The sequence below is a fragment of the Nocardiopsis sp. TSRI0078 genome, from assembly GCF_001905145.1.
Classification (GTDB): Bacteria; Actinomycetota; Actinomycetes; order Streptosporangiales; family Streptosporangiaceae; genus Nocardiopsis.
In genome coordinates this window covers 167,487-189,423 of record NZ_LWLB01000001.1, presented here as the reverse complement: position 1 = coordinate 189,423, position 21,937 = coordinate 167,487, and the positions used below count along the sequence as shown (strand labels likewise).

General features: G+C 72.3%; 19 protein-coding genes, 1 tRNA gene and 2 pseudogenes. 6 read left to right on the top strand and 16 right to left on the bottom strand.

Translation table 11 applies throughout. The features are described from left to right. Positions 1-71: 71 nt before the first annotated feature. The 6 genes from A6A08_RS00885 to A6A08_RS00860 form a co-directional block, all read right to left on the bottom strand. Positions 72-422, bottom strand: coding sequence for a MerR family transcriptional regulator (locus A6A08_RS00885; protein ID WP_073700567.1), 351 nt, complete (start codon positions 420-422; stop codon positions 72-74). 581 nt (positions 423-1,003) lie between these two features. After that, on the bottom strand, positions 1,004-2,812 hold the full coding sequence (locus A6A08_RS00880; protein ID WP_073700566.1) for an ABC transporter ATP-binding protein: 1,809 nt from the start codon (positions 2,810-2,812) through the stop codon (positions 1,004-1,006). A 100-nt stretch (positions 2,813-2,912) separates the two neighbouring features. After that, positions 2,913-4,760 (bottom strand): ABC transporter ATP-binding protein, encoded by a 1,848-nt coding sequence (locus A6A08_RS00875; protein WP_073700565.1) that lies wholly within the window; start codon positions 4,758-4,760, stop codon positions 2,913-2,915. Positions 4,761-4,965: 205 nt separating this feature from the next. Further along, the gene (locus A6A08_RS00870; RefSeq protein ID WP_073700564.1) at positions 4,966-6,519 is read right to left on the bottom strand and encodes a tripartite tricarboxylate transporter permease; all 1,554 of its coding nucleotides are present in this window, start codon (positions 6,517-6,519) and stop codon (positions 4,966-4,968) included. After that, positions 6,519-7,136, bottom strand: coding sequence for a tripartite tricarboxylate transporter TctB family protein (locus A6A08_RS00865; protein ID WP_073700563.1), 618 nt, complete (start codon positions 7,134-7,136; stop codon positions 6,519-6,521). Before A6A08_RS00865 ends, A6A08_RS00870 begins: the two co-directional genes overlap by 1 nt. After that, positions 7,133-8,125: a tripartite tricarboxylate transporter substrate binding protein gene (locus A6A08_RS00860; RefSeq protein ID WP_073700562.1), complete on the bottom strand. Its 993-nt coding sequence runs from the start codon at positions 8,123-8,125 to the stop codon at positions 7,133-7,135. The genes A6A08_RS00865 and A6A08_RS00860 overlap by 4 nt, the downstream gene beginning before the upstream one ends. Positions 8,126-8,331: 206 nt before the next feature. On the opposite strand from A6A08_RS00860, the gene A6A08_RS00855 reads away from it, so the two are divergent. Both A6A08_RS00855 and A6A08_RS00850 read left to right on the top strand, forming a co-directional pair. Beyond that, positions 8,332-10,008: a sensor histidine kinase gene (locus A6A08_RS00855; RefSeq protein WP_073700561.1), complete on the top strand. Its 1,677-nt coding sequence runs from the start codon at positions 8,332-8,334 to the stop codon at positions 10,006-10,008. Beyond that, positions 10,005-10,691 carry a response regulator gene (locus tag A6A08_RS00850; RefSeq protein ID WP_073700560.1) on the top strand — a complete coding sequence of 229 codons (687 nt, stop codon included), beginning with the start codon at positions 10,005-10,007 and terminating at the stop codon, positions 10,689-10,691. Before A6A08_RS00855 ends, A6A08_RS00850 begins: the two co-directional genes overlap by 4 nt. Here the strand turns inward: A6A08_RS00850 and A6A08_RS00845 are convergent. Next, positions 10,673-11,291, bottom strand: a pseudogene (locus A6A08_RS00845) (Uma2 family endonuclease). The gene A6A08_RS00850 and the pseudogene A6A08_RS00845 overlap by 19 nt on opposite strands. Positions 11,292-11,454: 163 nt before the next feature. Here A6A08_RS00845 and A6A08_RS00840 point away from each other — a divergent pair. Further along, the gene (locus A6A08_RS00840) at positions 11,455-11,823 is read left to right on the top strand and encodes a VOC family protein (RefSeq protein WP_073700559.1); all 369 of its coding nucleotides are present in this window, start codon (positions 11,455-11,457) and stop codon (positions 11,821-11,823) included. 58 nt (positions 11,824-11,881) lie between these two features. Here A6A08_RS00840 and A6A08_RS00835 read toward each other — a convergent pair. After that, positions 11,882-11,998, bottom strand: a pseudogene (locus A6A08_RS00835) (FAD-dependent oxidoreductase); the annotation flags it as partial. Between the two features lie 4 nt (positions 11,999-12,002). Beyond that, positions 12,003-12,914, bottom strand: a complete 912-nt coding sequence (gene sigJ, locus A6A08_RS00830; protein WP_073700558.1) for an RNA polymerase sigma factor SigJ — start codon at positions 12,912-12,914, stop codon at positions 12,003-12,005. Positions 12,915-13,067: 153 nt separating this feature from the next. Here sigJ and A6A08_RS00825 point away from each other — a divergent pair, with 153 nt between their 5' ends. After that, complete coding sequence (locus A6A08_RS00825; RefSeq protein WP_073700557.1) at positions 13,068-13,604, top strand: GNAT family N-acetyltransferase; 537 nt, start codon at positions 13,068-13,070, stop codon at positions 13,602-13,604. 84 nt (positions 13,605-13,688) lie between these two features. On the opposite strand, the gene A6A08_RS00820 is transcribed toward A6A08_RS00825, so the two are convergent. From A6A08_RS00820 to A6A08_RS00795, 6 genes are all read right to left on the bottom strand, one after another. Beyond that, positions 13,689-13,901 (bottom strand): hypothetical protein, encoded by a 213-nt coding sequence (locus A6A08_RS00820; protein ID WP_073700556.1) that lies wholly within the window; start codon positions 13,899-13,901, stop codon positions 13,689-13,691. Positions 13,902-13,994: 93 nt separating this feature from the next. Next, positions 13,995-14,207, bottom strand: coding sequence for a hypothetical protein (locus A6A08_RS00815; protein WP_073700555.1), 213 nt, complete (start codon positions 14,205-14,207; stop codon positions 13,995-13,997). A 385-nt stretch (positions 14,208-14,592) separates the two neighbouring features. Beyond that, positions 14,593-15,123, bottom strand: a complete 531-nt coding sequence (locus tag A6A08_RS00810) for a hypothetical protein (RefSeq protein ID WP_073700554.1) — start codon at positions 15,121-15,123, stop codon at positions 14,593-14,595. Positions 15,124-15,297: 174 nt separating this feature from the next. Beyond that, complete coding sequence (locus A6A08_RS00805; protein ID WP_073700553.1) at positions 15,298-15,966, bottom strand: SDR family oxidoreductase; 669 nt, start codon at positions 15,964-15,966, stop codon at positions 15,298-15,300. A gap of 114 nt (positions 15,967-16,080) precedes the next feature. Continuing rightward, positions 16,081-17,157 carry a 2-oxoacid:ferredoxin oxidoreductase subunit beta gene (locus A6A08_RS00800; protein WP_073701033.1) on the bottom strand — a complete coding sequence of 359 codons (1,077 nt, stop codon included), beginning with the start codon at positions 17,155-17,157 and terminating at the stop codon, positions 16,081-16,083. A gap of 4 nt (positions 17,158-17,161) precedes the next feature. Beyond that, positions 17,162-19,012 carry a 2-oxoacid:acceptor oxidoreductase subunit alpha gene (locus tag A6A08_RS00795; RefSeq protein ID WP_073700552.1) on the bottom strand — a complete coding sequence of 617 codons (1,851 nt, stop codon included), beginning with the start codon at positions 19,010-19,012 and terminating at the stop codon, positions 17,162-17,164. 550 nt (positions 19,013-19,562) lie between these two features. Between A6A08_RS00795 and A6A08_RS00790 the strand changes: the two genes are divergently transcribed. Then, positions 19,563-20,426 carry a M48 family metalloprotease gene (locus A6A08_RS00790; RefSeq protein ID WP_073700551.1) on the top strand — a complete coding sequence of 288 codons (864 nt, stop codon included), beginning with the start codon at positions 19,563-19,565 and terminating at the stop codon, positions 20,424-20,426. 57 nt (positions 20,427-20,483) lie between these two features. Here the strand turns inward: A6A08_RS00790 and A6A08_RS00785 are convergent, their stop codons facing one another. Next, entirely contained in the window at positions 20,484-20,981 is a 498-nt protein-coding gene (locus A6A08_RS00785) for a YajQ family cyclic di-GMP-binding protein (protein ID WP_073700550.1), read from the bottom strand. Positions 20,982-21,213: 232 nt separating this feature from the next. Between A6A08_RS00785 and A6A08_RS00780 the strand changes: the two genes are divergently transcribed. Beyond that, positions 21,214-21,295, top strand: a tRNA-Tyr gene (locus tag A6A08_RS00780). The last annotated feature ends 642 nt before the right edge of the window (positions 21,296-21,937 follow it).

Here is a 21,937-nt window from a genome sequence, read left to right as displayed (position 1 = left end):
TCGGATTGCTCAGTGGGCGAACTTCCGCTCGCCTGGCACCCGCACGCTGTGCTCCGAGCCACCGGAAGGCCTCACGGCGACGACCGTCCGTCGGTCCGTGAGGTGGAGCCGGAGTCGGAGGCGCGGAGCTCCTCGTTGATCCTCAGCGCCTCCTCCAGCTGGTCCTCCAGGATGATGATCCTGCAGGCGGCCTCGATCGGGGTGCCCTCGTCCACGAGCTCGCGGGCGCGGGCGGCGATCCTCAGCTGGTAGCGGGAGTAGCGCCGGTGGCCGCCTGCCGAGCGCCGGGGCTCGATCAGCCGGGCGTCGCCGAGGGCGCGCAGGAACGCCGGCGTGGTGCCGATCATCTCCGCGGCGCGGCCCATGGTGTAGGCGGGGTAGTCGTCATCGTCGAACCGGTCTTCGGCTTCGGGACGGGACAAGCGTTTCTCTTTCTCTCCTGGTCGCACGCCGAGGGCCCCAGCGCCGAACGGCGCTGGGGCCCGAGAGTTTCAACACCATCTACCGGCCGCTGCCGGTCTTCCGCTTCCCGAGGTCGAGCTGGGACGGGAACGCGGGGATCGCGGTTGTGTGACCGTGGACCACCTTCTTCCGAACCGGGGCCTGCGGTACCCGAGCGGTCTATCCCCACACCCGGGCGATCCTGATGGCATCTGCTCCTCTCGATCTCATCTCCGTGCACTTCTCACTGCTGCGGCGTCCCCCGTGCGGGCGGGACACCGGTACCGCCGTACTGCGGTCCTACCGGCCCCCGGCACCTTGAAGCACGTGTGCGCCGGTCGAGCCGACCTGCTTGCCACTGCACCTGCTGTTGCTGCGCGGCCCTCCCCGTACGGGCGGAGAACCGTTCCCGCGGTACTGCTCCCCACCGGCGTATCCGGTGGTCCAACTCCTGGATCTCTGTGACTACGACAGGAAATCTAGCAGTGCCGCACGCGCATGTCTACATTGGCCACTACAGATTTTGGTGTGTTCCGCGAACAGGTATTCCGGGGGCGGCGCCTCACTCCCGGGGAGCGGAGGCGGGGGCGTACGCGCGGGCCTGGATTCCGTACAGCTCGGCGTAACGGCCGCCCAGGGCCAGCAGCTCCCCGTGGGTGCCGGACTCCACGATCCGGCCCCGGTCCATCACCAGGACCAGGTCGGCCCCCGCGACGGTGGAGAACCGGTGCGACACGATCACCGTCACGGCCCCGGTCCCGGCCGCGTGCGCCCTGGCCCGTTCCATGTACCTGCGGAAGATCGCCTCCTCGCTGGGCGCGTCCAGTGAGGCCGTCGGCTCGTCCAGCACGAACAGGAGCGGGTCCCCGCGCATCGACGCACGGGCCAGAGCGGTCCGCTGCCACTGCCCCTCGGACAGGTCGGTGCCGCCCAGCTCCCGGCCCAGCTGGGTCTCCCACCCGTCGGGCAGCCGGTCGAGCAGGGCGCCGGCGTCGGCCGCGCGCACGGCCCCCCGCAACGCCTCCCGGTCCCTGATCCGGGGCAGGTCGCCGATCCCCACGGTCTCCCGGAAGACCGTGTGGAACCGGCCGAAGTCCTGGAAGACCGCGCTGGCCCTGGCCCGCCACCCCTCGGTGCTGACACGCCCGAGGTCACGGCCGTCCACCAGGACACGCCCGGAGTCCGGCTCATAGAAGGACAACAGCAGCTTGACCAGGGTCGTCTTGCCCGACCCGTACTCGCCGACCACCGCCACCACCGATCCGGCGGGCAGCAGCACGGACACCTCGTCCAGGGCGGGGCGCCCGGTGCCCGGGTAGGTGAAGGAGACGCCGTCCAGGGCGATCCCCCGGGACAGGGCGTCGGGCGCGGGGCCGTCCGCCGCACCGCGCCCCCGTTCCGCGCGCACGTGGTCGCGCAGCCACAGGTAGGGCTCGATGACGCGCCGCATCCCGGTCGCCTCGGCGGCCGTGGCCACCGTGCTCTGCATCGTCTGCCGCAGACTCATCGCCAGCATCACCGTCAACACCAGGTCACCGACACCGCCTGTGTCTTCGGTGGCCAGACGGACCACCAGCGCGATGCCGCCGGTGAACCCGGCGACGAACACCGTCCACCCGGCCAGGGTCCACAGCGCGGCGAACGCCCTGGCCCGGAAGCGGACCCGCTCGGCCTCCCGCCACGCCCCGGCCCGGAGCCGGAGGAGCCGGTCGGCGGCGCCCGTCACCCGTACCTCCCTGCCCCCGGCGGCGCTCACCAGGGTGTCGAACAGGTGCTGCTGCACCCGGTAGGCCTCGGCCCCCTCCACCTCGGCGCGCTCCACCAGGCGCTGTCCCCGGTGGTCGCACCAGACGGGTACCGCCGCGAGCGGGATCAGCACCAGCAGCACCGGGTCCACACCACTCAGCAGCGCCACCGTCACCAGCAGTTTCAGAACGTGGGCCACCGCCAGGACCGCGTTCCACCCGCTGCGGGCGATCAGCCCGGTGGAGCGGCGCACGAGGCTCACCCGGTCCAGGAAGTCGCCGCGCTCCAGGTGCTCCAGGCCCCGGACCGCGTTGATGTCCCGGTGCACCCTCGGGTGGACCGCCATGCGCCCGGTGCGGTCCGAGACCGTGCCCACCAGTTCCGCGGTCAGGTCATGCAGGACCAGGATCAGCGCGTACGCTCCCGCGACCCCGGCCGCTCCGAGCAGCGCGGTCCCCGCCACCCCCTGGGCGGTCGCGTCCACGGCGGCCCGGAGGGACAGGCCCACGGCCGCCACCGCGGCCACCGACACCGCCACGGCGGCGTACGCACCCGCGGTCAGGCCCGGGGCGGTCCGCCAGGACAGGCGGAGCACCTCACACCACAGCGACAGGTGGCGGTTCACGCCGGACCTCCTTCGTCGGGGCCGTGGTTCTCGGACGCGGTGTGACGGCGGGGTCCGTCGGGGCGGACGTGCTCCGCGCGGTATAAGCCGTGACGAGGACTCACGCGGATCCCTCCCCTCCCCGCGCGCCGGCCGGTCCGGTCCGGAAGCGCTCCGCCTGGACGGCGAACATCCCGGCGTACCGCCCGCCCAGCGCGACCAGCTCCTCGTGCGTGCCGGTCTCGGTGACGCGGCCACCGTCCAGCAGGACGATCCGGTCGGCCCGCCGGACCGTGGACAACCGGTGCGAGACCAACACGATCCCCGTCTCCCGGCGCCGCCGCGCCAACCGCTCGAAGAGCGCGAACTCGGTACGCACGTCCAGGTGCGCGGTGGGCTCGTCGGCGACCAGCAGGCTCGCCGGAACGCCCCCGCCGCGCACCGCGTAGAGCGCCCTCGCCAGGACGAGCTGCTGCCACTGTCCGCCGGACAGGTCCACGCCCCCGGTCCGGCCGCGGGAGAGAGGCGTGTCCCACCCCCGGGGCAGCCGCTCCAGCACCTCGGCGAACCCGGACTCCTCGGCCGCCGCCTCCAGCGCCTCGGGGTCGTGCGGACCGGCCCGCCCGAGGAGGACGTTCTCCGCGGCCGAGAGCTCGTAGCGGTTGAAGTCCTGGAACATGACGGCCAGACGGGACCGCCACCGCTCGGCGGGCATGGCGGTGACGTCCACCCCGTCCGCGGTGACGCGGCCCGCCGTGGGCCGGTAGAGCCCGCACAGCAGCTTGATGAGCGTGGACTTGCCCGCGCCGTTGAGCCCCACCACCGCCAGGAGCTCGTCGGTGCGGATCTCCAGGTCGATCCCGTCCAGCACGGGGGAGTCCGTACCGGGGTAGGTGAAGGAGACCCCCTCGAAGCGGACCATCGACACCCGGCCGGCGAACGGCTCCGGCCGCACCGATTCGGGCACCGTCCCGCCGGCGGCCAGGCGCCGGCGCAGCTCGGCGGTGGACGACAGGATCCGCGCCGCCCCCGCCATGTGGAACAGGTCGGCCGAGCTTCCCAGCGCCTGGTACAGAGACCACCCGGCGGCGAGCACGGCGGTCTGCACCGTCACCGTCGTCGTCCCCGACACCGCTCCGTGGGTCACCAGCAGGTAGGCGGGTACCAGCCCCGCGAGCACCAGCGCCAACGGCAACCACTGAAGCCGCAGAGTGCGGTCGATGTGCGACCACAGCGGCTTGTTGGCCTCCACCAGGTGGCCCTGCATCCGGTCCACCATCCAGTCCCCGAGCCCGAAGACCCGCACGTCCTTGCTCTCGCCCGGCGAGACCGACGCCCTACGCCACACGTCCGCGTGCAGCTCGCCCCGGATCGCCAGCCGCCACCGGTCCGCGCCGGTGAGCGACCACCGGTGGCGCAGGTACCGGTTCGCGGCGGCGGGCACCAGCACCACCGGGACCAGCCACCACGCGAACCGGGCCAGGACCGCGCAGGTGAGCACCGCTCCGGCCAGTCCGCACGTCCACCGCAGCGCGGCGACCGCCCCGCCGCCGGGCGTGGACTCCACGCCGTGCTCGGGATCGGCGCGCACCTGCCGCAGCAGCACCTGGACGGCGGTGTCCTCCAGCGCGGCGATCCCGCGGCTCCCGGACGCGGCCCGGCCGATCCGCTCCCGGTGCGCACCGTCGATCCGCGACCGTGCCAGGTACTCCAGCGGTGCGGCCGCCGCCTCGCCGGCGTGCCCGCCGAGCACGACCAGCCCGAGCACCAGGATCGGCGGCAGCGCGGACGCGAACGTGCCCGGGGCCGCGGGCGGGGCGAGCACCCCGACCAGCGCGGCCAGGGCCAGCGCGGTCACGGCGGGCACGATCCGCTCCAGGAGCCGGACCATGGTCAGGGAGACGATCAGGACGGGGCCCGCGGGGCCCAGCGCCCGTAGGAGGAATGGCCAGTTCCGCAGAAAACCCATACGACCGCCGTTCGGTGCCGCCCGTCACGTTCCGCCCGCGGCGGGGCCACGGCCCGGGCGCGAGGGGACGGTCCCGCCGGAACGCCCCCGTACGGGTGACAGATCCCCCCGGGGCCCGGCTGGTTCGCTCCTGCGGTACTTCCCGGGCACGGGTGCGGCCCCTGGCGGACGGAGCCGGGGGCCGCGAGGAGGGCGGACGACGAGGTCAACCCAGGTCGGCGGTCTCACGCTCGGCGGGAGCGGGGGCCCGCGCCGCCCGGCGCCGCCGCAGGGCGGCGACCACCGGGACCGCGGCGGCCACCAGCACCAGCGCGTACAGGCCGATCGAGATGCCGCTGCCCACCAGGATCGACGGGTCGCCCGAGGACGCCGCCAGCGCACGGCGGAACTCGGTCTCGGCGATCGGGCCGAGCACCACGCCGATCAGCGCCGGCGCCACCGGGACGCCGAACGCGCGCATGGCCAGCCCCAGCAGCGCCACGGCCAGCAGCATCACCAGGTGCACCACCGAGGTGTTGATCGCGTACACCGCCAGCACGGAGAACAGCGTGATGCCCGCGTACAGGTACGGCTTGGGCAGCTTCAGCAGCCTCGCCCACAGGGGCGCGAACGGCAGGTTGATCACCAGCAGCATGACGCTGCCGATCAGCAGGCTCGCCAGCAGCGTCCACACCAGGTCGGCGTCGCGCTCGAACAGCACCGGACCCGGCTGGAGCCCGTACTGCTGGAAGGCGGCCAGCATGATCGCGGCCGTCGCCGACGTCGGCAGGCCCAGCCCCAGCAGCGGCACCATCGTGCCCGCGGCGCTGGAGTTGTTCGCCGCCTCCGGGCCGGCCACGCCCTCGATGGCGCCCTCGCCGAACTCGTCGCGCACGCCCCGGCGCTTCGCCCGGCGCGCGGACAGCCTGCGCTCCAGACCCAGCGACAGGAAGGTCGGGACCTCCGCGCCACTGCCCGGGATCGGCCCGAAGGCGCTGCCCAGCGCGGTGCCGCGCAGCCACGGCCTCCACGACCGGCCCCAGTCCCCCAGGCTCAGCCACGGGCGCCCGGTCTGGATCGTCGCGAAGTCCGGCGCGGAAGCGCCGCGCGCCGCGACGTACAGCACCTCGCCCAGCGCGAGCAGGCCGACGGTCACGATGACGATGTCGATGCCGTCCAGCATGGTCGCCGACCCGAAGTCGAACCGGGCGGTACCGCTCTGCGCGTCGATGCCGATCAGGCCGATCGCCAGACCGACGAGCAGCGAGGCCAGACCGCGCAGCACCGCTCCGGACACGACCGCGGCGACCGCCACGAACGAGAACACGGTGAGCGCGAAGTACTCGCCCGGACCGAAGTTCAGGGCGAACTCCACCATGACCGGTGCGAACAGCGCCACGACCAGCGTGCCGATCAGGCTGGCCAGGAACGAGCCGATGACCGCGGCGCCCAGTGCCTGCGCGGCACGGCCCGCCAGCGCCATCTTGTGGCCCTCGTAGGTGGTGGCGATCGACGAGGCCTGCCCCGGTGTGTTCAGCAGGATCGACGTGGTCGCCCCGCCGAACATCCCGCCGTAGTACACGCCCGCGAACAGGATCAGCGCGGCCGTCGGGTCCAGGCGGAACGTCACCGGTAGCAGCAGGGCCACCGCCATCGCCGAGCCCATGCCGGGAAGGACGCCCACGGCGGTGCCGAGCAGCACGCCGAGGAAGGCCCACACGAGGTTCTGCGGGGTCAGCGCGGCGGCCAACCCGTCCATGAGCAGGAACAGAGCGTCCATCAGAGCATCAACTCCAGGAGGCCGCCGGGCAGGTTCAGCCCGAGGCCGAGCGAGAACCCGACCTGCACGGCCGCCGACATCGACAGCGCCACCACCGCGTCACGCAGGTGGGCGCGGGAACCGAACGCGTGGGTCACCGCCCAGAACAGCAGCGCCCCCGCGAGCAGCCAGCCCAGGACCTCCAGCAGCGCGACGTGCACCACCAGGCCAGCCAGGACGACCAGGACCGGCCGGCCCTCGAACCAGGCCAGGGTGTTCGCGGCGGCGCCCTCGCGCGGGCCGCGCAGGCCCGCCACCACCATGCACGCGGAGACCGCCAGCAGCAGGACGCCCACCGCGCCGGGGAAGGCGCCGGGCCCGGGCCTGGTGGCGTTGGGAGGCGCCTCGATGGTGAACGCGCCCCACAGGGCGATCACACCGACCACCGCGAGCAGCGCGGGCACGCCCCACCGGGCCGGTCCGCCCCAGGGCGCGGCCTCCGGATCCGTCGCCTCCGGATTGCTCGTCTCCGGACTCGTCGTCCCGGGAACCCGCGGCGTCCGGGCGCTCCACGGAGTCCCGGCGGCCCCGGCCGCGTCCCCGGGGGCGGAGACGGTTTCCTCGTTCCTGGTGGTCACAGTCCCAACTCCTCGATGGTCTCCTGGGTCAGGGCGATCTCCGCGTCGAGGAACTCCTCGAACTCCTCGCGCCCCTGGTGGGTGTCGGTCCACCGGTTGCGCTCCAGGGTGTCGGCCCAGGAGTCGGTGGCGACCAGCTCGTCCACGAGCGACTCCAGCCGGTCGACCTCCTCCTCGGTCAGCCCGGGCGGGGCGATCACCCCGCGCCAGTTCGACATCTCCACGTCGTAGCCCTGCTCGACGATGGTGGGGATGTCCACGCCCTCCAGCCGCTCGGGGGAGGAGACCGCCAGCGCGCGCAGCGGCGCCCCCTCGCCGATCTGGTCGCCGAAGTCGCTCAGCGACCCGAACCCGACGTCGGAGGTGCCCGACAGCAGCGAGGTCAGCACCTCGCCGCCGCCCGAGTAGGGCAGGTAGTTGATCTCGCCGGGAGGGATGTCCATGGACCGCGCCACCTGCGCGGCGAAGATCTGGTCCACGCCGCCCATCGAACCGCCCGCGACGGGGAGCGTCCCCACCTTCTCGCGCCAGTCCCCGGCCAGGTCGTCCAGCGACTGGTAGGGGGAGTCCGCCGGCACGGCCACGGCCAGGTACTCCGACGCCATCTGCGCGACGGGGGTGGCGTCGGCCATCGCGTACGGGGAACCGGTGGTCTCCACCGCGCCGACCATGCCCATGCCGGTCATCGTCAGCACGTTCGCCTGGCCCGCGCGGTTCACGGTCTGGGCCAGGCCGATGGTGCCGCCCGCGCCCTCGGCGTTGCGCACCTCGACGTTGAACCTCAGGTCCTCCTCGCGCAGCCCGTTCTGCATCTCCCGGGCCAGCGCGTCCCAGCCCCCGCCGGGTGCCGCGGGCGCGATCAGCAGGAGCTTCTCCTGCTGCCCGGTCCCGGACGCCGCGCTCTGCCGCACGTCGAACAGTGCCGTCCCCACCAGCAGCAGGGCACACAGCCCTCCCGCCAGGCGGATCAGGACGCCGCGATCGCGCATCGGTCCTCTCCTCCTCCATGAACGTGTGCGTCCCCCCGGAGCCTCGGCACCGGGGAGATCCAGGCCACAGTGTGACCCCGGGCACGCCCGTGTCAGAGTTTTGTTAACACTGGAGTCATATTGGTCGTATTGTTCGTGAAGCGCCCACCTGGGCGTTTGCCCGGCCGGGTCCCGCCTCTCCCCGGCCCCGGCGACTGGAGGACCCCATGACCACGCCCCCCGTGCGCGGCCGCCTCTCGCTCACCGGCTCCCTGTTCATCGGCTACGTGCTCCTGCTGGCACTGGCCCTGGCCGCCGTGGGCGCCCTGTGGGTGGTCCACCTGGACCGGGCCGTCGACCGCCACTACGCCGAACGGGTCCTGAGCGCGGCCCGGTCCGTCGCGGTGATGCCCGAGGTCGTCGGCGGCCTGCGGTCACCCGACCCCGCGGCCGTCCTCGACCCGCTGGCCGACCGCGTCGCCGCCGCCACCGGTGCCGAGTTCGTGGTCATCGCCTCTCCCGAGGGCACCCGCTACTCCCACCCCGACGACGACCTCATCGGCCGCACCGTGTCCACCCCGCCCGGACCGGCCGCGCGGGGCCGGGAGTGGACCGGCGTGCAGGAGGGGACGCAGGGACGCAGCGTGCGCGCCAAGGTCCCCGTCTTCTCCGGCGGGGGATCGGTCAACGGCGGCGACGCCCGGGGCGAGGTGGTCGGCTACGTCTCCCTGGGCATCCTCACCTCCAGCGCCACCACCGAGGCCCGCGCCGCCGTCCCCGCGATACTGGGCATGGTGGCCGTGGTCCTGCTCCTGGGCGTGGGCGGCGCCTGGGCGCTCTCCCGCCAGGTGCGCACCAAGACCCACGGCCTCGAACCCGCCGACATCACCGCGCTGCTGGAGAGCCGCGAAGCCCTGCTGTACGCGGTCCGCGAGGGCGTCCTGGCCGTCGACGGCCAGGGCCGCCTCGTCCTGGCCAACCAGCCCGCCCGGGACATGCTCGGCCTGCCCGAGGACTCCGAGGGCCGCCACCTGGACGCACTCGGCCTGTCCGAACGCGTCCGCGACATCGTCTCCGGCGCCGACCCCGGCGACGACCGCCTCCTGCTGGCGGGCCACCGCATCCTGGTCGCCAACCGGATGCCGGTCCGGGTGCGCGGCGAGGACGCCGGCGCGGTCGTCACCTTCCGGGACCGCACCGAACTGGACCGCCTCACCGGAGAGCTCGACGGCGCGCGCACGGTCACCCGCGGACTGCGCGCACAGACCCACGAGTTCGCCAACCGGGTGCACACCCTCGCCGGGATGCTCGAACTCGGCGCCTACGACGAGGCCCGCGCCTACCTGGCCGACCTGTCGGCGACGCACACACGCACCAGCACGGACATCTCCGAACGCGTCGGGGACTCCGCGCTGGCCGCCCTGGCCATCGCCAAGTCCGCGCAGGCGTCCGAGACGGGCGTGGAACTGCGGCTGTCCCCCATGACCAGCGTCCCCGTCCTGGACAGGCAGGTACGCTCCGACGCACTGCTCGTCCTCGGCAACCTGGTCGACAACGCGCTCGACGCGGTGGTCGGCGCCCCGCACGGGTGGGTGGAGCTGATGGTGCGGCTGCACACGGCCGACACCGGCGGCCCGCCGCACGACCTGCTGGAGATCCGGGTGACCGACTCCGGGCCGGGGGTGGCCGACGACGTGGCGCAGGAGATCTTCCGGCTCGGGTTCACCACCAAGGCGTCCCGCGACGGAGGGACGCGCGGGCTGGGCCTGGCGCTGGTCAAGCAGGTGTGCGAGGGCAGAGGGGGAAGCGTGGAGATGGAGGCGCCCGACGCCGACGAGGGCGCGGTGTTCACCGCCTGCCTGCCCCTGCGGGTGCCCGCGGCGGCGGGGGGAGCGGCCCGGTGATCCGCGTACTGGTCGTCGACGACGACGTGCGGGTGGCCCGCAACCACCAGGAGCTGGTGGAGTCGCTGCCCGGATTCACGGTGACGGGGACCGCGCACACGGCCGCGTCGGCGCTCACCCAGATCCGGGGCCACCAGCCCGACCTGGTGCTGCTCGACCTCGTGCTGCCCGACGCGTCCGGTATCTCGGTGATGCGCGCCCTGCGCGCCGCCGCGACCAGTGCCGGGCCGCAGCGGACGGACTTCCTGATGATCACCGCCGTGCGCGACATCGCCCAGGTGCGGTCGGCCCTGCACGGCGGCGCCGTCCACTACCTGCTCAAACCGTTCCCGCTCAGCGCGCTGCGCGACCAGTTGGAGCGGTACGCGGTGGCGCGGCGCCGGATGGACGCCGACGGGGAGGCCACCCAGCAGGAGGTGGACCGGTTGTTCGGACTGCTGCGCCCGCCCGCGGCCCGGTCGCTGCCCAAGGGGCTGACCTCGGCGACCGCGGACCTGGTGGCGGGGGTGCTGCGTGAGGCGGAGGGGGAGGTGTCGGCCTCGGAGGTCGCCGAGCGGGCCGGGGTGTCCCGGGTGACCGCGCGGCGCTACCTGGAGCATCTGTGCGCGGACGGCCGGGCCGAGCTGCGCATGCGCTACGGCTCGGCGGGCCGTCCGGAGCACCTCTACCGCTGGGTGGCCTGAGCGTCCTCCGGCTCGCCGCCGATGTGCCTTCTCCAGGCACCGTCGGCGGTGAGCCAGTGCGGCACGAGCCTGACCGGGAAGGGGGCCTCGGTCTCGAAGACGTCCTCGCCGTGGACCTGGGCCACCTCCTGGTAGCAGCCGTTCTCCAGGCGGAGCTCGACGAGTCCGACCTTGTCAGCGAGCGGGTTGATGATCCAGTAGGACTCAATGCCGAAGGCGGCGTACTCGTAGGCGCTTGCTGTGGTTGTCCCGCAGGACGCTCTCAGGAGAGACGATCTCCACTGCCAGGAGCGGGGGGACGTCGAAGTAGCCCTGCGACGGCAACTCGCAGTCGAAGATCGTCAGATCAGGGATACGGTGATGGGTGTGGTCTCCATCGAGGTTGATCCCGGGAGCAGCGAGGACGAGGAGTTCGTCCGGTGCGTTGAGAGCCAGGTGCATGGTCAGGCGGGTATCCACGACACTGTGCAGAGGTTTGGGAGCCGGTGACACGTCAAGCCGCCCGTCGACCCACTCGTACCGCCGACCGTCGTCCGGTGTGTTCTCCAGATCGTCCACGGTCAGGCGTCGTTCGGATACGTCCGGCTGCCTGGTAGTCATGACGGACATCATGCCTCCTCGTCTTCATGAAGACCAGTATTCGGATGCACGCTCGGTTACCGGACGGTTTCGCGGAAGAGGCCACGTGGGGGCGTCCGGCATTCCGCGGGCTCGCCTGCTCCGCAGTCCGAGAAATGTCGGTGGCGCGTGCCACGATCGGCGCATGTTGGACCATCTCGGTATCCAGGTCAGCGACCCCGCGGCGAGCGCCGCCTTCTACGACAAGGTCCTCGCGCCGCTGGGGGCCGGACGCGTCCTCGACCACGGCGAGTACATCGGCTACGGCACGTCGGCCCCCGACTTCTGGATCGGGCCCACGACCACGCCGGGCGGGGCCCGCGAGTCCCACATCGCCTTCACCGCACCCGACCGGGCGGCGGTGGACGCCTTCTTCGCGGCCGCCGCCGAGGCGGGCGCGGAAGTGCTCCACGAACCGAGGGTGTGGCCCGAGTACCACGAGCACTACTACGGCGCGTTCGTGCGCGACCCCGACGGCAACAACGTCGAGGCCGTCTCGCACGCCCCCGCCTGAGCCCCGCTCCGCCGGGCGTGGGAGGCCGGACCGGCGCACCTCGCCGTCCGGCCTACCACGCCCGGCCGCCCAGGGCCCGGTGCGCTTCCAGCAGGGTGACGTTCGCGCCCCTCCCGGCGCCGGCGATGGCCGCGGTCAGTCCGGCGAGGCCTCCGCCCACAACGGTGATGTCCATACCTCTAGGACGGTTCGGGCGTCCGCAGACGTGACATCTTCTCCGGATTGACCAGGAGGTACACGTGCTGGACCCGGCCGTCGGCGATGTCCAGGGACACCAGCGCGGTCGTCCTGCCCCTGGCGGAGATGACCGCCGCCGGACCGCCGTTGACCTCGGTGACCGTGGTGCGGAGGTCCTCCGGCCCGCTCCCCTCCAGGCCCACCGAGCGCAGGAACCGCTCGGCGTTGCGCGGAAGCACCAGGGACGACAGGAACCGGCCGATCTTCGCGGAGCCCTCCAGGACCCGCCGGGGCGCCCTGGCCCTGCCGCCGCTGTCGCTGACCAGGGTGGCGTCGTCGGCGAGCAGGCCGGTCAACCCGTCCAGGTCGCCCTCCACGCAGGCCCGGAGGAAGCGCTCGGTGATCCGCCGCCGGGCGGCCCGGTCGGCCTCGAACCGGGGGCGCCGGCTCCGGACGTGCTCGCGGGCCCGCCGTGCCAGCTGCCGGACGGCGGCCTCCTCCCGGCCGATGATCCCGGCGATCTCGGCGTGGGGCATCTGGAAGGCCTCGCGCAGCACGAACACCGCGCGCTCCAGGGGGCTGAGCGTCTCCAGGACCACCATGAGCGCGAACTCGACCGAGTCCGCCAGTTCGGCGCGCTCCGCGCCGTCGGGGACGTCGCTGACCGGCTCGGGCAGCCATGCGCCCACGTAGGTCTCACGCCTGACGCGGGCGCTGCGCAGCCGGTCGATGGCGAGCCGGGACACGACGGTGACCAGGTAGGCGCGGGGTTCGTCGACGGCGTCCGGATCGACGGCGGACCAGCGCAGCCACGCCTCCTGGACGACGTCCTCGGCGTCGGAGGCGGTGCCCAGGATGCGGTAGGCGACACCGGTCAGCAGGGAGCGGTGCTCTTCGAAGACATCGGTCGTCATGACAGGAGGACGTATCACCCCGGCCCGTGTGTGACACGCTCGCCGACGTGTTCCGCCGTCGTGGGGCCGGCACCGGCCAGGACCCCTTCGGGAGAGGCCCCCGGAGGGGGTACCGTGGCGCGGTCGGAGCGCTGACGAGCGAGAGGGGCCGGTGTGTACCGACTGCGGGAGTGGGAGCCGGGGGACGCCGACCGGCTGCTGGAGGCGTTCGCCGAACCGGAGCTGGCCTGGCAGGCGCCGACGGTGCCGACCACCCCGGACCAGGCCCGTGAGTGGATCGTCCGGCAGCGGCTCCTGGCGCGGGAGGGCACGGGGTTCGGATTCGCGGTCGTGGAGGGGGACGGGCCGGTGCTGGGGCACGTCCAGGTGGACGTGACCAACAGGCACTTCGACCTCGGCTGGGTGTCGTACTGGACCCTGGCCGAGGCGCGGGGGAGGGGTGTGGCCACGGCCGGGGTACTGCTGGTCTGCGGGTTCGCCTTCGCCGACCTGGGCCTGTTCCGGCTGGAGCTGGGACACCGCCTGAACAACCCGGCCTCGTGCCTGGTGGCGCGCCGGTCGGGGTTCCGTCCGGAGGGGATCGAGCGGCAGAAGCTCCGCTACGGCGACGAGCGGTTCGACACGGGCACGCACGCCCGGCTGGCCACCGACCCGGTGGAGGGCGTGGAGTTCCGGCCCTGCGCGTACTGAACGCCGGGCCCGGTACGGACGAGGACGCGGGGCGCGGCCGCTGCCGTGCCCCGCGTCCCCACGACGTCCGTGCCCGGGGGACGACTAGTCCATGGCGACGATGCCGGAGGTGACGTCCTTGGAGACCACGTTGCAGTCGCCGCCGTCCAGGCCGGTGAAGGCGATCACCTCGGCGCAGATCGGCACGGTGACGTTCTGGATCTCGGAGTTGTTGTCCGCGGCGGCGGTGCCGGTCATGGCGGCGAAGGCGAGGCCGGTGGCGAGGACGAGGCCGGAGACGGAGGCGAAGCGCTTCATGGTGTTGGTCCTTTTCGGTTCGTGGTGTGATCGTTGATGCTGGAGGGACCTGCGGTCCCGTGGTGACAGGCTGATACGTGAGCGGGGCCGGCCCTAGTCGTCGACGACGATGCCGCTCGTGGAGTCCCAGCTCACGACGTTGCAGTCACCGCCGCTGACGCCGGAGGCCTTGAGGACGTCCAGGCAGATCGGGATCGTGATGTTCTGGATCTCGGCGTTGTTGTCCGCGGCGGCGGTGCCGGTCATGGCACCGAAGGCGAGGCCGGTGGCGAGGACGAATCCGGAAACCTTGGCGATACGGGACATTCTTCTTGCCTTTCGGAAGTTCAAAACAGGCTGGCTGTAGCCGCCGTAAATAACTTAGCGTAATCAGCGACGTGCTTGGAGTACTTTCCGGGAAGAATCCCGAGTTTCCTTGGGCTTTCCTCGGCTTCGTAAGGGACATGACGGACATGTCGTCGCTTCGCAATGTCATCGCGCCGTCGAAACGAAAGAACGGTAGTAACCCGTACCTGGCGAATGCATCGGAACCGGTGTGTGTCCGACATCGGGCATACGAAAAGGGCCCGCATGGTGGTGCACCATGCGGGCCCGTGCTCTGGCGGTACTCCGGTGGGGAGGGGCCGTGTCCGGACGACGCTCCCGCGGCGGGCGGACGTCCGCCCGCCCGGGGCGGGGCCGCCCTTCGGACCTACCAGCCCTGCTGCTGCCCGTACCCCGGGTACTGCTGGCCGTAGCCGGGCTGCTGCCCGTACCCCGGCTGCTGCCCGTAGCCGGGCTGCTGGCCGTAGCCGGGGTACTGCTGCTGGTCGTATCCCGGGTACTGCTGGCCGTAGCCGGGCTGCTGCCCGTAGCCCGCGTACGGGTCCTGCTGCTGAGCCCCCGTCGGGTGGTGCTGGTAGGGCTGCTGCTGGCCCGAGGCCTCCTGCTGGTAGGCATCGGCCCTCTCGGCCGAACCGTCCTTCCTGCCGTCGGGGTCCGGACGGAAGATGAACAGGCGGGCGGGCTTGTCGCCCTCCTCGCCCGGGGTGATCAGGTCCAGGCGCCAGCCGGCCTCCTCGATCCCCTCCAGGATGCGGGTCAGCCCGGGGCGCAGCTTGCTGGAGGGCTCGTCATAGGCGTTCACCTCCAGCTGGATGATGAACATCCGGCGCTTCTGCTGCGCGGCGACCTTGGCATGCTCGACGACCGTGCTGTCCCTCACGACCTGCGTGACGCTCATGAATAACCGTACCCATCTGCTCTGCGTGGAGCTTGCCGTACCCGTCGGGCTGCTACCCGGTCATCCGCGTCCACCGTGGCGGGACTCCGCCGGGCTCCGCAACCATGATGCCCCCTGGGAACACATCTGGCCACAGGCACCGGACGCCCGCCCGCGGCGAGGGCCGGCGGACGGTCAGGAGGCGGCGGCGCGGACGGCCTCGACGACGGGTGTCTCTCCGTTCACCAGGTTGAGAACCTTCCCGACCGTCCCCGGTTCGTCCAGAAGCGCGACGATCACCGAGGCCACGTCCTCACGGGTCACGGAGTCGCGCTCGACGTCGGAGCCCAGTGCCACCCTCCCGGTGCCCGGCTCGTCGGTCAGCCGCCCCGGACGCAGGATCGTCCAGTCCAGTTCCAGCCCGCGTTCGCGCAGGTCGGCGTCGGCGGCGCGCTTGGCCTCCACGTAGGCCGCCCATGCTCCGCGGGGATCGGTGTCCTCCGGCACCGGCTGGTCCACGCCGATGGCCGACACCTGGACGAGGCGGCGCACGCCCGCCAGGGAGGCGGCGTCGGCGGTCAGCACGGCCGCCTTGTGGTCCACGGTCTCCTTGCGGGCCGTGCCGCTGCCCGGGCCCGCGCCCGCGGCGAACACGACGCCGTCGGCGTTCATGACCTTCTCGGCCAGTTCGGTGACGGTGGCCTTCTCCAGGTCGATCACGGCCGGCTCGGCACCGGCGGCGACCACGTCCTGGGAGTGGTCGGGGTTGCGGATGAGGGCGACGGGCTCGTCACCGCGGTCGGCCAGCTGCCTGGCCAGACGCAGCGCGATCTTCCCGTGTCCCCCGGCGATGACGATACGCATGGGAGAAGCGTATGCCCTCGGGGGCCGGGAACCGGGGCACGACCCCGGCGGCGGGCGGAGCGCCGCCGGACCCCGCGCGCGGCCCCTCGGCCCGCGCGGAGCCCGGCTCCGTCGCTACTCCACGGTCCAGGTGTCCCCGCTGCCCAGCAGGGCGGCCAGCTCGCCGTCGCCGCGCTCGGCGCGGGCGTCGGCGACCTGCTCGTTCACCAGGTCGTCGTAGGTGGGGCGGCGCACGTCCCGGAAGACCCCGATCGGCACGTGCTCGAACGCTGGGAGGTCCAGGCGCGACAGCGCGAACGCGTACCCCGGGTCCTCCCTGTGCGCGTCGTGCCGGATCAGCCGGTCCTCGCCCACCGAGTCCACGTCCACGACCTCCAGGCCGCCGAACTCCCCGGCGACCACGCCCTGGTCGGCGCCCAGCCGCAGCGGTTCACCGTGCTCCATACGCAGCAGGCGGGTGTCGCGCGCCGCCGGGTCCTTCAGCGGTTCGAACGCGTCGTCGTTGAAGATCGGGCAGTTCTGGTAGATCTCCACGAACGAGGCGCCCGGGTGGTCGGCCGCCGCACGCAGCACCGAGGTGAGGTGCTTGCGGTCGGAGTCGACCGTGCGGGCCACGAACGTGGCCTCCGCGCCCAGCGCCAGCGACACGGGGTTGAACGGGTGGTCCAGCGAGCCCACGGGCGAGGACTTGGTGATCTTGCCCGCCTCGGAGGTGGGGGAGTACTGGCCCTTGGTCAGCCCGTAGATCCTGTTGTTGAACAGCAGGATGTTGATGTTGACGTTGCGCCGCAGCGCGTGGACGAGGTGGTTGCCGCCGATGGACAGCCCGTCGCCGTCACCGGTCACCACCCACACCGACAGGTCCGGGCGGCTGGTGGCCAGCCCGGTCGCGATCGCCGGGGCGCGCCCGTGGATCGAGTGCATGCCGTACGTGCTCAGGTAGTAGGGGAAGCGGGAGGAGCAGCCGATCCCCGACACCATCACGATGTTCTCGCGCGGCACGCCCAGCTCGGGCAGGAAGGACTGGAAGGCGGCCAGGATCGCGTAGTCGCCGCAGCCCGGGCACCAGCGCACCTCCTGGTCGGACTTGAAGTCCTTCATCTTGTACGCGGTGTCGCTCCTGGGCACCAGCCGGAGGCCGCCCAGGGTGCCCGCGGCGTCCTCCGGTCCGCCGGGGCCGTGCCCCGCCATGTTCTCAGTCACGGTCGATGACCTCCTGCAGCACGTCCGCGAGCTCCTCGGCCTTGAAGGGCAGGCCGCGGACCTTGTTGTAACCGATGACGTCGACCAGGAACCTGCCGCGCAGCAGCAGTGAGAGCTGGCCCAGGTTGATCTCGGGGACGACCACCCGCTCGTAGCGGCGCAGCACCTCGCCGAGGTTGGCCGGGAACGGGTTCAGGTGCCGCAGGTGCGCCTGCGCCACCCGGCCGCCCGCACGGCGCACGCGGCGCACCGCCGCGGTGATCGAGCCGTACGTGCCGCCCCATCCCAGCACCAGGACGCCGGCCTCCCCGCCGGGGTCGTCGACCTCCAGTTCGGGGATGTCCCGGGCGATGGCGTCCACCTTGGCCTGGCGCGTGCGCACCATCAGGTCGTGGTTGGACGGCGTGTAGGAGATGTCACCGCTGCGCGCGTGCTTCTCGATACCGCCGATCCGGTGCTCCAGACCGGCCGTGCCCGGCACCGCCCACGGGCGTGCGAGCGTCTCCTCGTCGCGCAGGTAGGGAAGGAAGTCCCCCTCCTCCCCGTTCGGTTCGGTCGCGAACCCGGGGTCGATCTCCGGCAGCTCGGACACCTCCGGCAGCCGCCACGGCTCCGACCCGTTGGCCAGGTACCCGTCGGAGAGCACGACCACCGGCGTGCGGTAGCGCACCGCGATCCGGACGGCCTCCAGCGCGGCGTCGAAGCAGTCGGCGGGCGAGGAGGGCGCCACCACCGGCACCGGGGACTCACCGTTGCGTCCGTAGAGGGCCATGAGCAGGTCGGTCTGCTCGGTCTTGGTCGGCATGCCGGTGCTCGGCCCGGCGCGCTGCACGTCGATGACCACCAGCGGCAGCTCGGTCATCACCGCCAGCCCCACGGTCTCCTGCTTGAGCACCATGCCCGGGCCGGACGTGGTGGTCACCCCCAGGGACCCGCCGAAGGACGCGCCCAGGGCTGCGCCCACACCGGAGATCTCGTCCTCGGCCTGGAACGTGCGCACACCGAACTGCTTGTGCCTGGACAGCTCGTGCAGGATGTCCGAGGCCGGGGTGATCGGGTACGAGCCCAGGAAGAGGGGCAGCCCCGACCGCCTGGACCCGGCGATCAGGCCGTAGGCGGTGGCCAGGTTGCCGGTGATGTTGCGGTAGGTGCCCGCCGGGAGCCTGGCGGGCTTGATCTCGTAGGAGACCGCGAAGTCCTCGGTGGTCTCACCGAAGTTCCACCCGGCCTGGAACGCGGTCAGGTTCGCGGCGAGGATGTCGGGCTTTCCGGAGAACTTCGACTTCAGGAACGAGGTCGTCCCCTCGGTCGGCCGGTTGTACATCCACGACAGCAGGCCCAGGGCGAACATGTTCTTCGCCCGCTGCGCGTCCTTCTTGGAGATGTCCGCGCCGGCCAGCGCCTCCACCGTCATGGACGTCAGGGGTACCGCGCTCACCTTGAACGAGTCCAGTGTCCCGTCCGTGAGCGGGTCGACCGTGTACCCCACCTTGGCCAGGCTGCGCTTGGTGAACTCGTCGGTGTTGACGATCACGGTGGCGCCCCGGGGCAGGTCGCCCAGGTTGGCCTTGAGGGCCGCGGGGTTCATCGCCACCAGCACGTCCGGGGCGTCCCCCGGAGTCATGATGTCGTGGTCGGCGAAGTGCAGCTGGAAGCTGGACACCCCGGGCAGGGTTCCGGCGGGCGCGCGGATCTCCGCGGGAAAGTTCGGCAGGGTCGACAGGTCGTTGCCGAACGACGCCGTCTCCTGTGTGAAGCGATCACCGGTCAGCTGCATGCCGTCGCCGGAGTCACCGGCGAAGCGGATGACGACGCGGTCGAGCTGTTCGATCTGTTTGGCCACTGAGATCGACGACCTCCTTGGTGAGCCGCCGGTCGTGACGGGCGGCGGCGCTCGGGTGTCAGCCCCCGACCGGACCGTACCGTCGCGGGCCGGGTGCCGGGTTCGGGGACGTGGGGACAGCGTTCGCGGCCCTCGCGATCGCCGGGTGCGCCAACCCGGTCTCGCGCGGTGCGGCCGCGCCGCGACGGCCGGGTCGTGAAGGGGCCAGCCTTCAACGACACGGCCATCCGCACACCGGACCGAGGGAGCGGAGTCCCGACGGCCTGGCAGGCGGAGTGATGAGGGCCACGTTCGCACTATAGGTCGTCGGGGGTGCCGGAGCGGTGGCCGGGTGGCGATTCTCACACGTGCGGCGGGGCGCGGGGAGCGCGGGCTCGGGGAGGCGGATGCGGGAGTGGCGGGGAGGAGCCGGCGGGTGGCACGGGGCGCGGGGAAGGCGTGGGATCCGGGATGTGACCGACGGCTGGTCACACGGGGAACGCGGAACGCCGACCCGCACGTTTGTCACCATGTATACGCATCCGTGGTCGGCTGACGAGGAGGTGGCGGCGTGCACGTCAACGTGGCCCGTGCGATCGGTCTGTTCGTCGGTGTCGCGGTACTCGTCGTCACGGTCGGCTGGCTGTGCGGCGCCGAGAAGGGCGCCCAGTTCTCCGCGGCCCTCGTGGTGTGCGCCGGGGTGCTGGTCTACCTCTTCGGCGAGTCCCTGGCACTGCGCGCGATGCGGGCCCGGCCGGTCAGCGAGATCGAGCAGCCCGAGCTCTACCGGATCGTCCGGGAGCTGGCCACCGCGGCCCGGCAGCCGATGCCGAAGCTGTACCTGTCCCCGGTGCGTTCGCCCAACGCCTTCGCCACCGGCGGCAGCCCCCGGCGCGCCGCCGTGTGCTGCACCACGGGGCTGCTGCGTGCCCTGGACGAGCGCGAGCTGCGCGGGGTGATCGCCCACGAGCTGGCGCACATCCGCTCCCACGACACCCTGACCAGTTCGGTGGCGGCCACCCTGACCGCGGTCATCACCGCCATGTCGGCGGTCGCGCTCCTCCTCCCGCTCGGCGAGTCCGAGGAGACCGACATGCCCAACCTGCTGGGCGGCCTGATGGTGGCGCTGCTGGCACCCCTCGCCGCGCTGGTCGTCCACTTCGGCGTGGGGCGCCGGCGCGAGTTCCGCGCCGACGAGCGGGCCGCGAGGATGACCGGGGACCCGGAGGGGCTGGCCGACGCGCTGGGCAAGCTGGAGGCGGGCGCCCGCCGGTACCCGCTGCCCCGGGAGCGCAGCCTGCTGGCGTCGGCGCACCTGATGACCACCAACCCGTTCCCGTGCGGTGTGGGCCGCCTCTTCGCCGCCCACCCGCCGACCGCCGAGCGCGTCCGGCGGCTGCGGCTGCTGCGCCGCGAGTGGGACCTGGGCGGATAGGCGGACGGACACGGCGACGGCCGCCCACCGAGGGGGTGGGCGGCCGTTCGGTCGTCGCTACCGGTAGTTGACGAACTGGAGGGCCAGGTCGAAGTCCTTCTCCTTGATGAGGTTCTGGACCGCCTGGAGGTCGTCCCTCTTCTTGGAGCTGACACGCAGCTCGTCACCCTGGATCTGGGCCTTGACGCCCTTGGGCCCCTCGTCGCGGATCAGCTTGGAGATCTTCTTGGCGTCCTCGGAGGTGATGCCCTCCTTGAGGCCGACGGGAAGGCGGTACTCCTTGCCGGAGGGCTTGGGCTCGTCGGCGGAGTCCAGGATCTTCAGGGAGAGCTTGCGCTTGATCAGCTTCTCCTTGAAGACCTCCAGGGCGGCGTTGACCCGCTCCTCGGAGTTGCCCCTGATCTCGATCCCGTCCTCGCCCTGCCAGGAGATGGTGGTTCCGGTGCCCTTGAAGTCGAACCGCTGGGCCAGCTCCTTGCCGGTCTGGTTCAGGGCGTTGTCGACCTCCTGACGGTCGAGTTTGGACACGACGTCGAAACTGGATTCGGCGGCCACGTTCGCTCACACCCCGCTAGTCATCATGGGTCGCGGGCGCCCGGGACGCCCGCGTGGGTCTCGTCCACCCGCGCCGGACCCCGGGGCGGGCAGGACTTCAGAGCTTAGCCGCGCCCTGCTCAGGCTGCCGAAGCACCTGTTCGGGGCGCGCCCGGAGAAACCGATTTCAGGTTCGGGCGGATCATCCGCTATTCTCGGTGGTGCGTCGCGACGAACACGTCGCCGCAGCCCAGGCAGGTTGCCCGAGCGGCCAATGGGAGCGGACTGTAAATCCGTCGGCTTTGCCTTCCAAGGTTCGAATCCTTGACCTGCCACACTGGGGAAAGACCCCGGTGACCAGCCCACACGCTGGTCACCGGGGTCTTTCGCGTTCCTGGTCGTCCACGGCTGCTCACGGAACAGTCACGGAACGCCTCTCAGGCCGCGATCGCGGGAGTGCCCCCGCCGGCCCGGTGCCCGGTCGCGTCCGTCGAAGGCGGCCTCCAGACGCGCGTTCCAGAGCTGCTCGTGCCCTTCGAGCCAGCCCGCGTGGATTCGGCAGGACGGCCGGGCTGTGTCCGGCCCCTCCGCGAACACCGGCACGGGCACTCCGGAGCTCAGCCCGAGCGAGCTCCCCGTGCCGCGCGGGTCGTGGACCCGGCCGCCAAGGCCGGTCCCGGTCTGCTTCGGGGTGAGGACCCTCACACGGATTTCCTGCCACACGCGGCCGTGGGTGCTCTCACCCAGCGGCCCACCGCGCTTGCCGCGGAAGGCAGGTGCTCCTGTCCCGCGTCGACGCGCGTCCACGCGATGGCGGCCTCGTACTCCGGAGGCGGGCCCCTCCTTGCGTCGCTCGGTGTGGAAGGCCCGGCCGTAGAGGGCTTCCCGCAGCACCTTGTGTCGGGCATTCCCCGGGTGGACTTGACCAACGAGGCCCCGGCACCACCAGGTTCCGGGGCCTCGGCGTGTTCGGGGCG

Coding starts and splice junctions, on each gene's coding strand:
- A6A08_RS00875 (WP_073700565.1), bottom strand. CDS start 4,760: ATGGGTTTTCTGCGGAACTGGCCATTCCTCCTACGGGCGCTGGGCCCC.
- A6A08_RS00870 (WP_073700564.1), bottom strand. CDS start 6,519: ATGGACGCTCTGTTCCTGCTCATGGACGGGTTGGCCGCCGCGCTGACC.
- A6A08_RS00860 (WP_073700562.1), bottom strand. CDS start 8,125: ATGCGCGATCGCGGCGTCCTGATCCGCCTGGCGGGAGGGCTGTGTGCC.
- A6A08_RS00855 (WP_073700561.1), top strand. CDS start 8,332: ATGACCACGCCCCCCGTGCGCGGCCGCCTCTCGCTCACCGGCTCCCTG.
- A6A08_RS00840 (WP_073700559.1), top strand. CDS start 11,455: ATGTTGGACCATCTCGGTATCCAGGTCAGCGACCCCGCGGCGAGCGCC.
- sigJ (WP_073700558.1), bottom strand. CDS start 12,914: ATGACGACCGATGTCTTCGAAGAGCACCGCTCCCTGCTGACCGGTGTC.
- A6A08_RS00820 (WP_073700556.1), bottom strand. CDS start 13,901: ATGAAGCGCTTCGCCTCCGTCTCCGGCCTCGTCCTCGCCACCGGCCTC.
- A6A08_RS00815 (WP_073700555.1), bottom strand. CDS start 14,207: ATGTCCCGTATCGCCAAGGTTTCCGGATTCGTCCTCGCCACCGGCCTC.
- A6A08_RS00810 (WP_073700554.1), bottom strand. CDS start 15,123: ATGAGCGTCACGCAGGTCGTGAGGGACAGCACGGTCGTCGAGCATGCC.
- A6A08_RS00805 (WP_073700553.1), bottom strand. CDS start 15,966: ATGCGTATCGTCATCGCCGGGGGACACGGGAAGATCGCGCTGCGTCTG.
- A6A08_RS00800 (WP_073701033.1), bottom strand. CDS start 17,157: ATGGCGGGGCACGGCCCCGGCGGACCGGAGGACGCCGCGGGCACCCTG.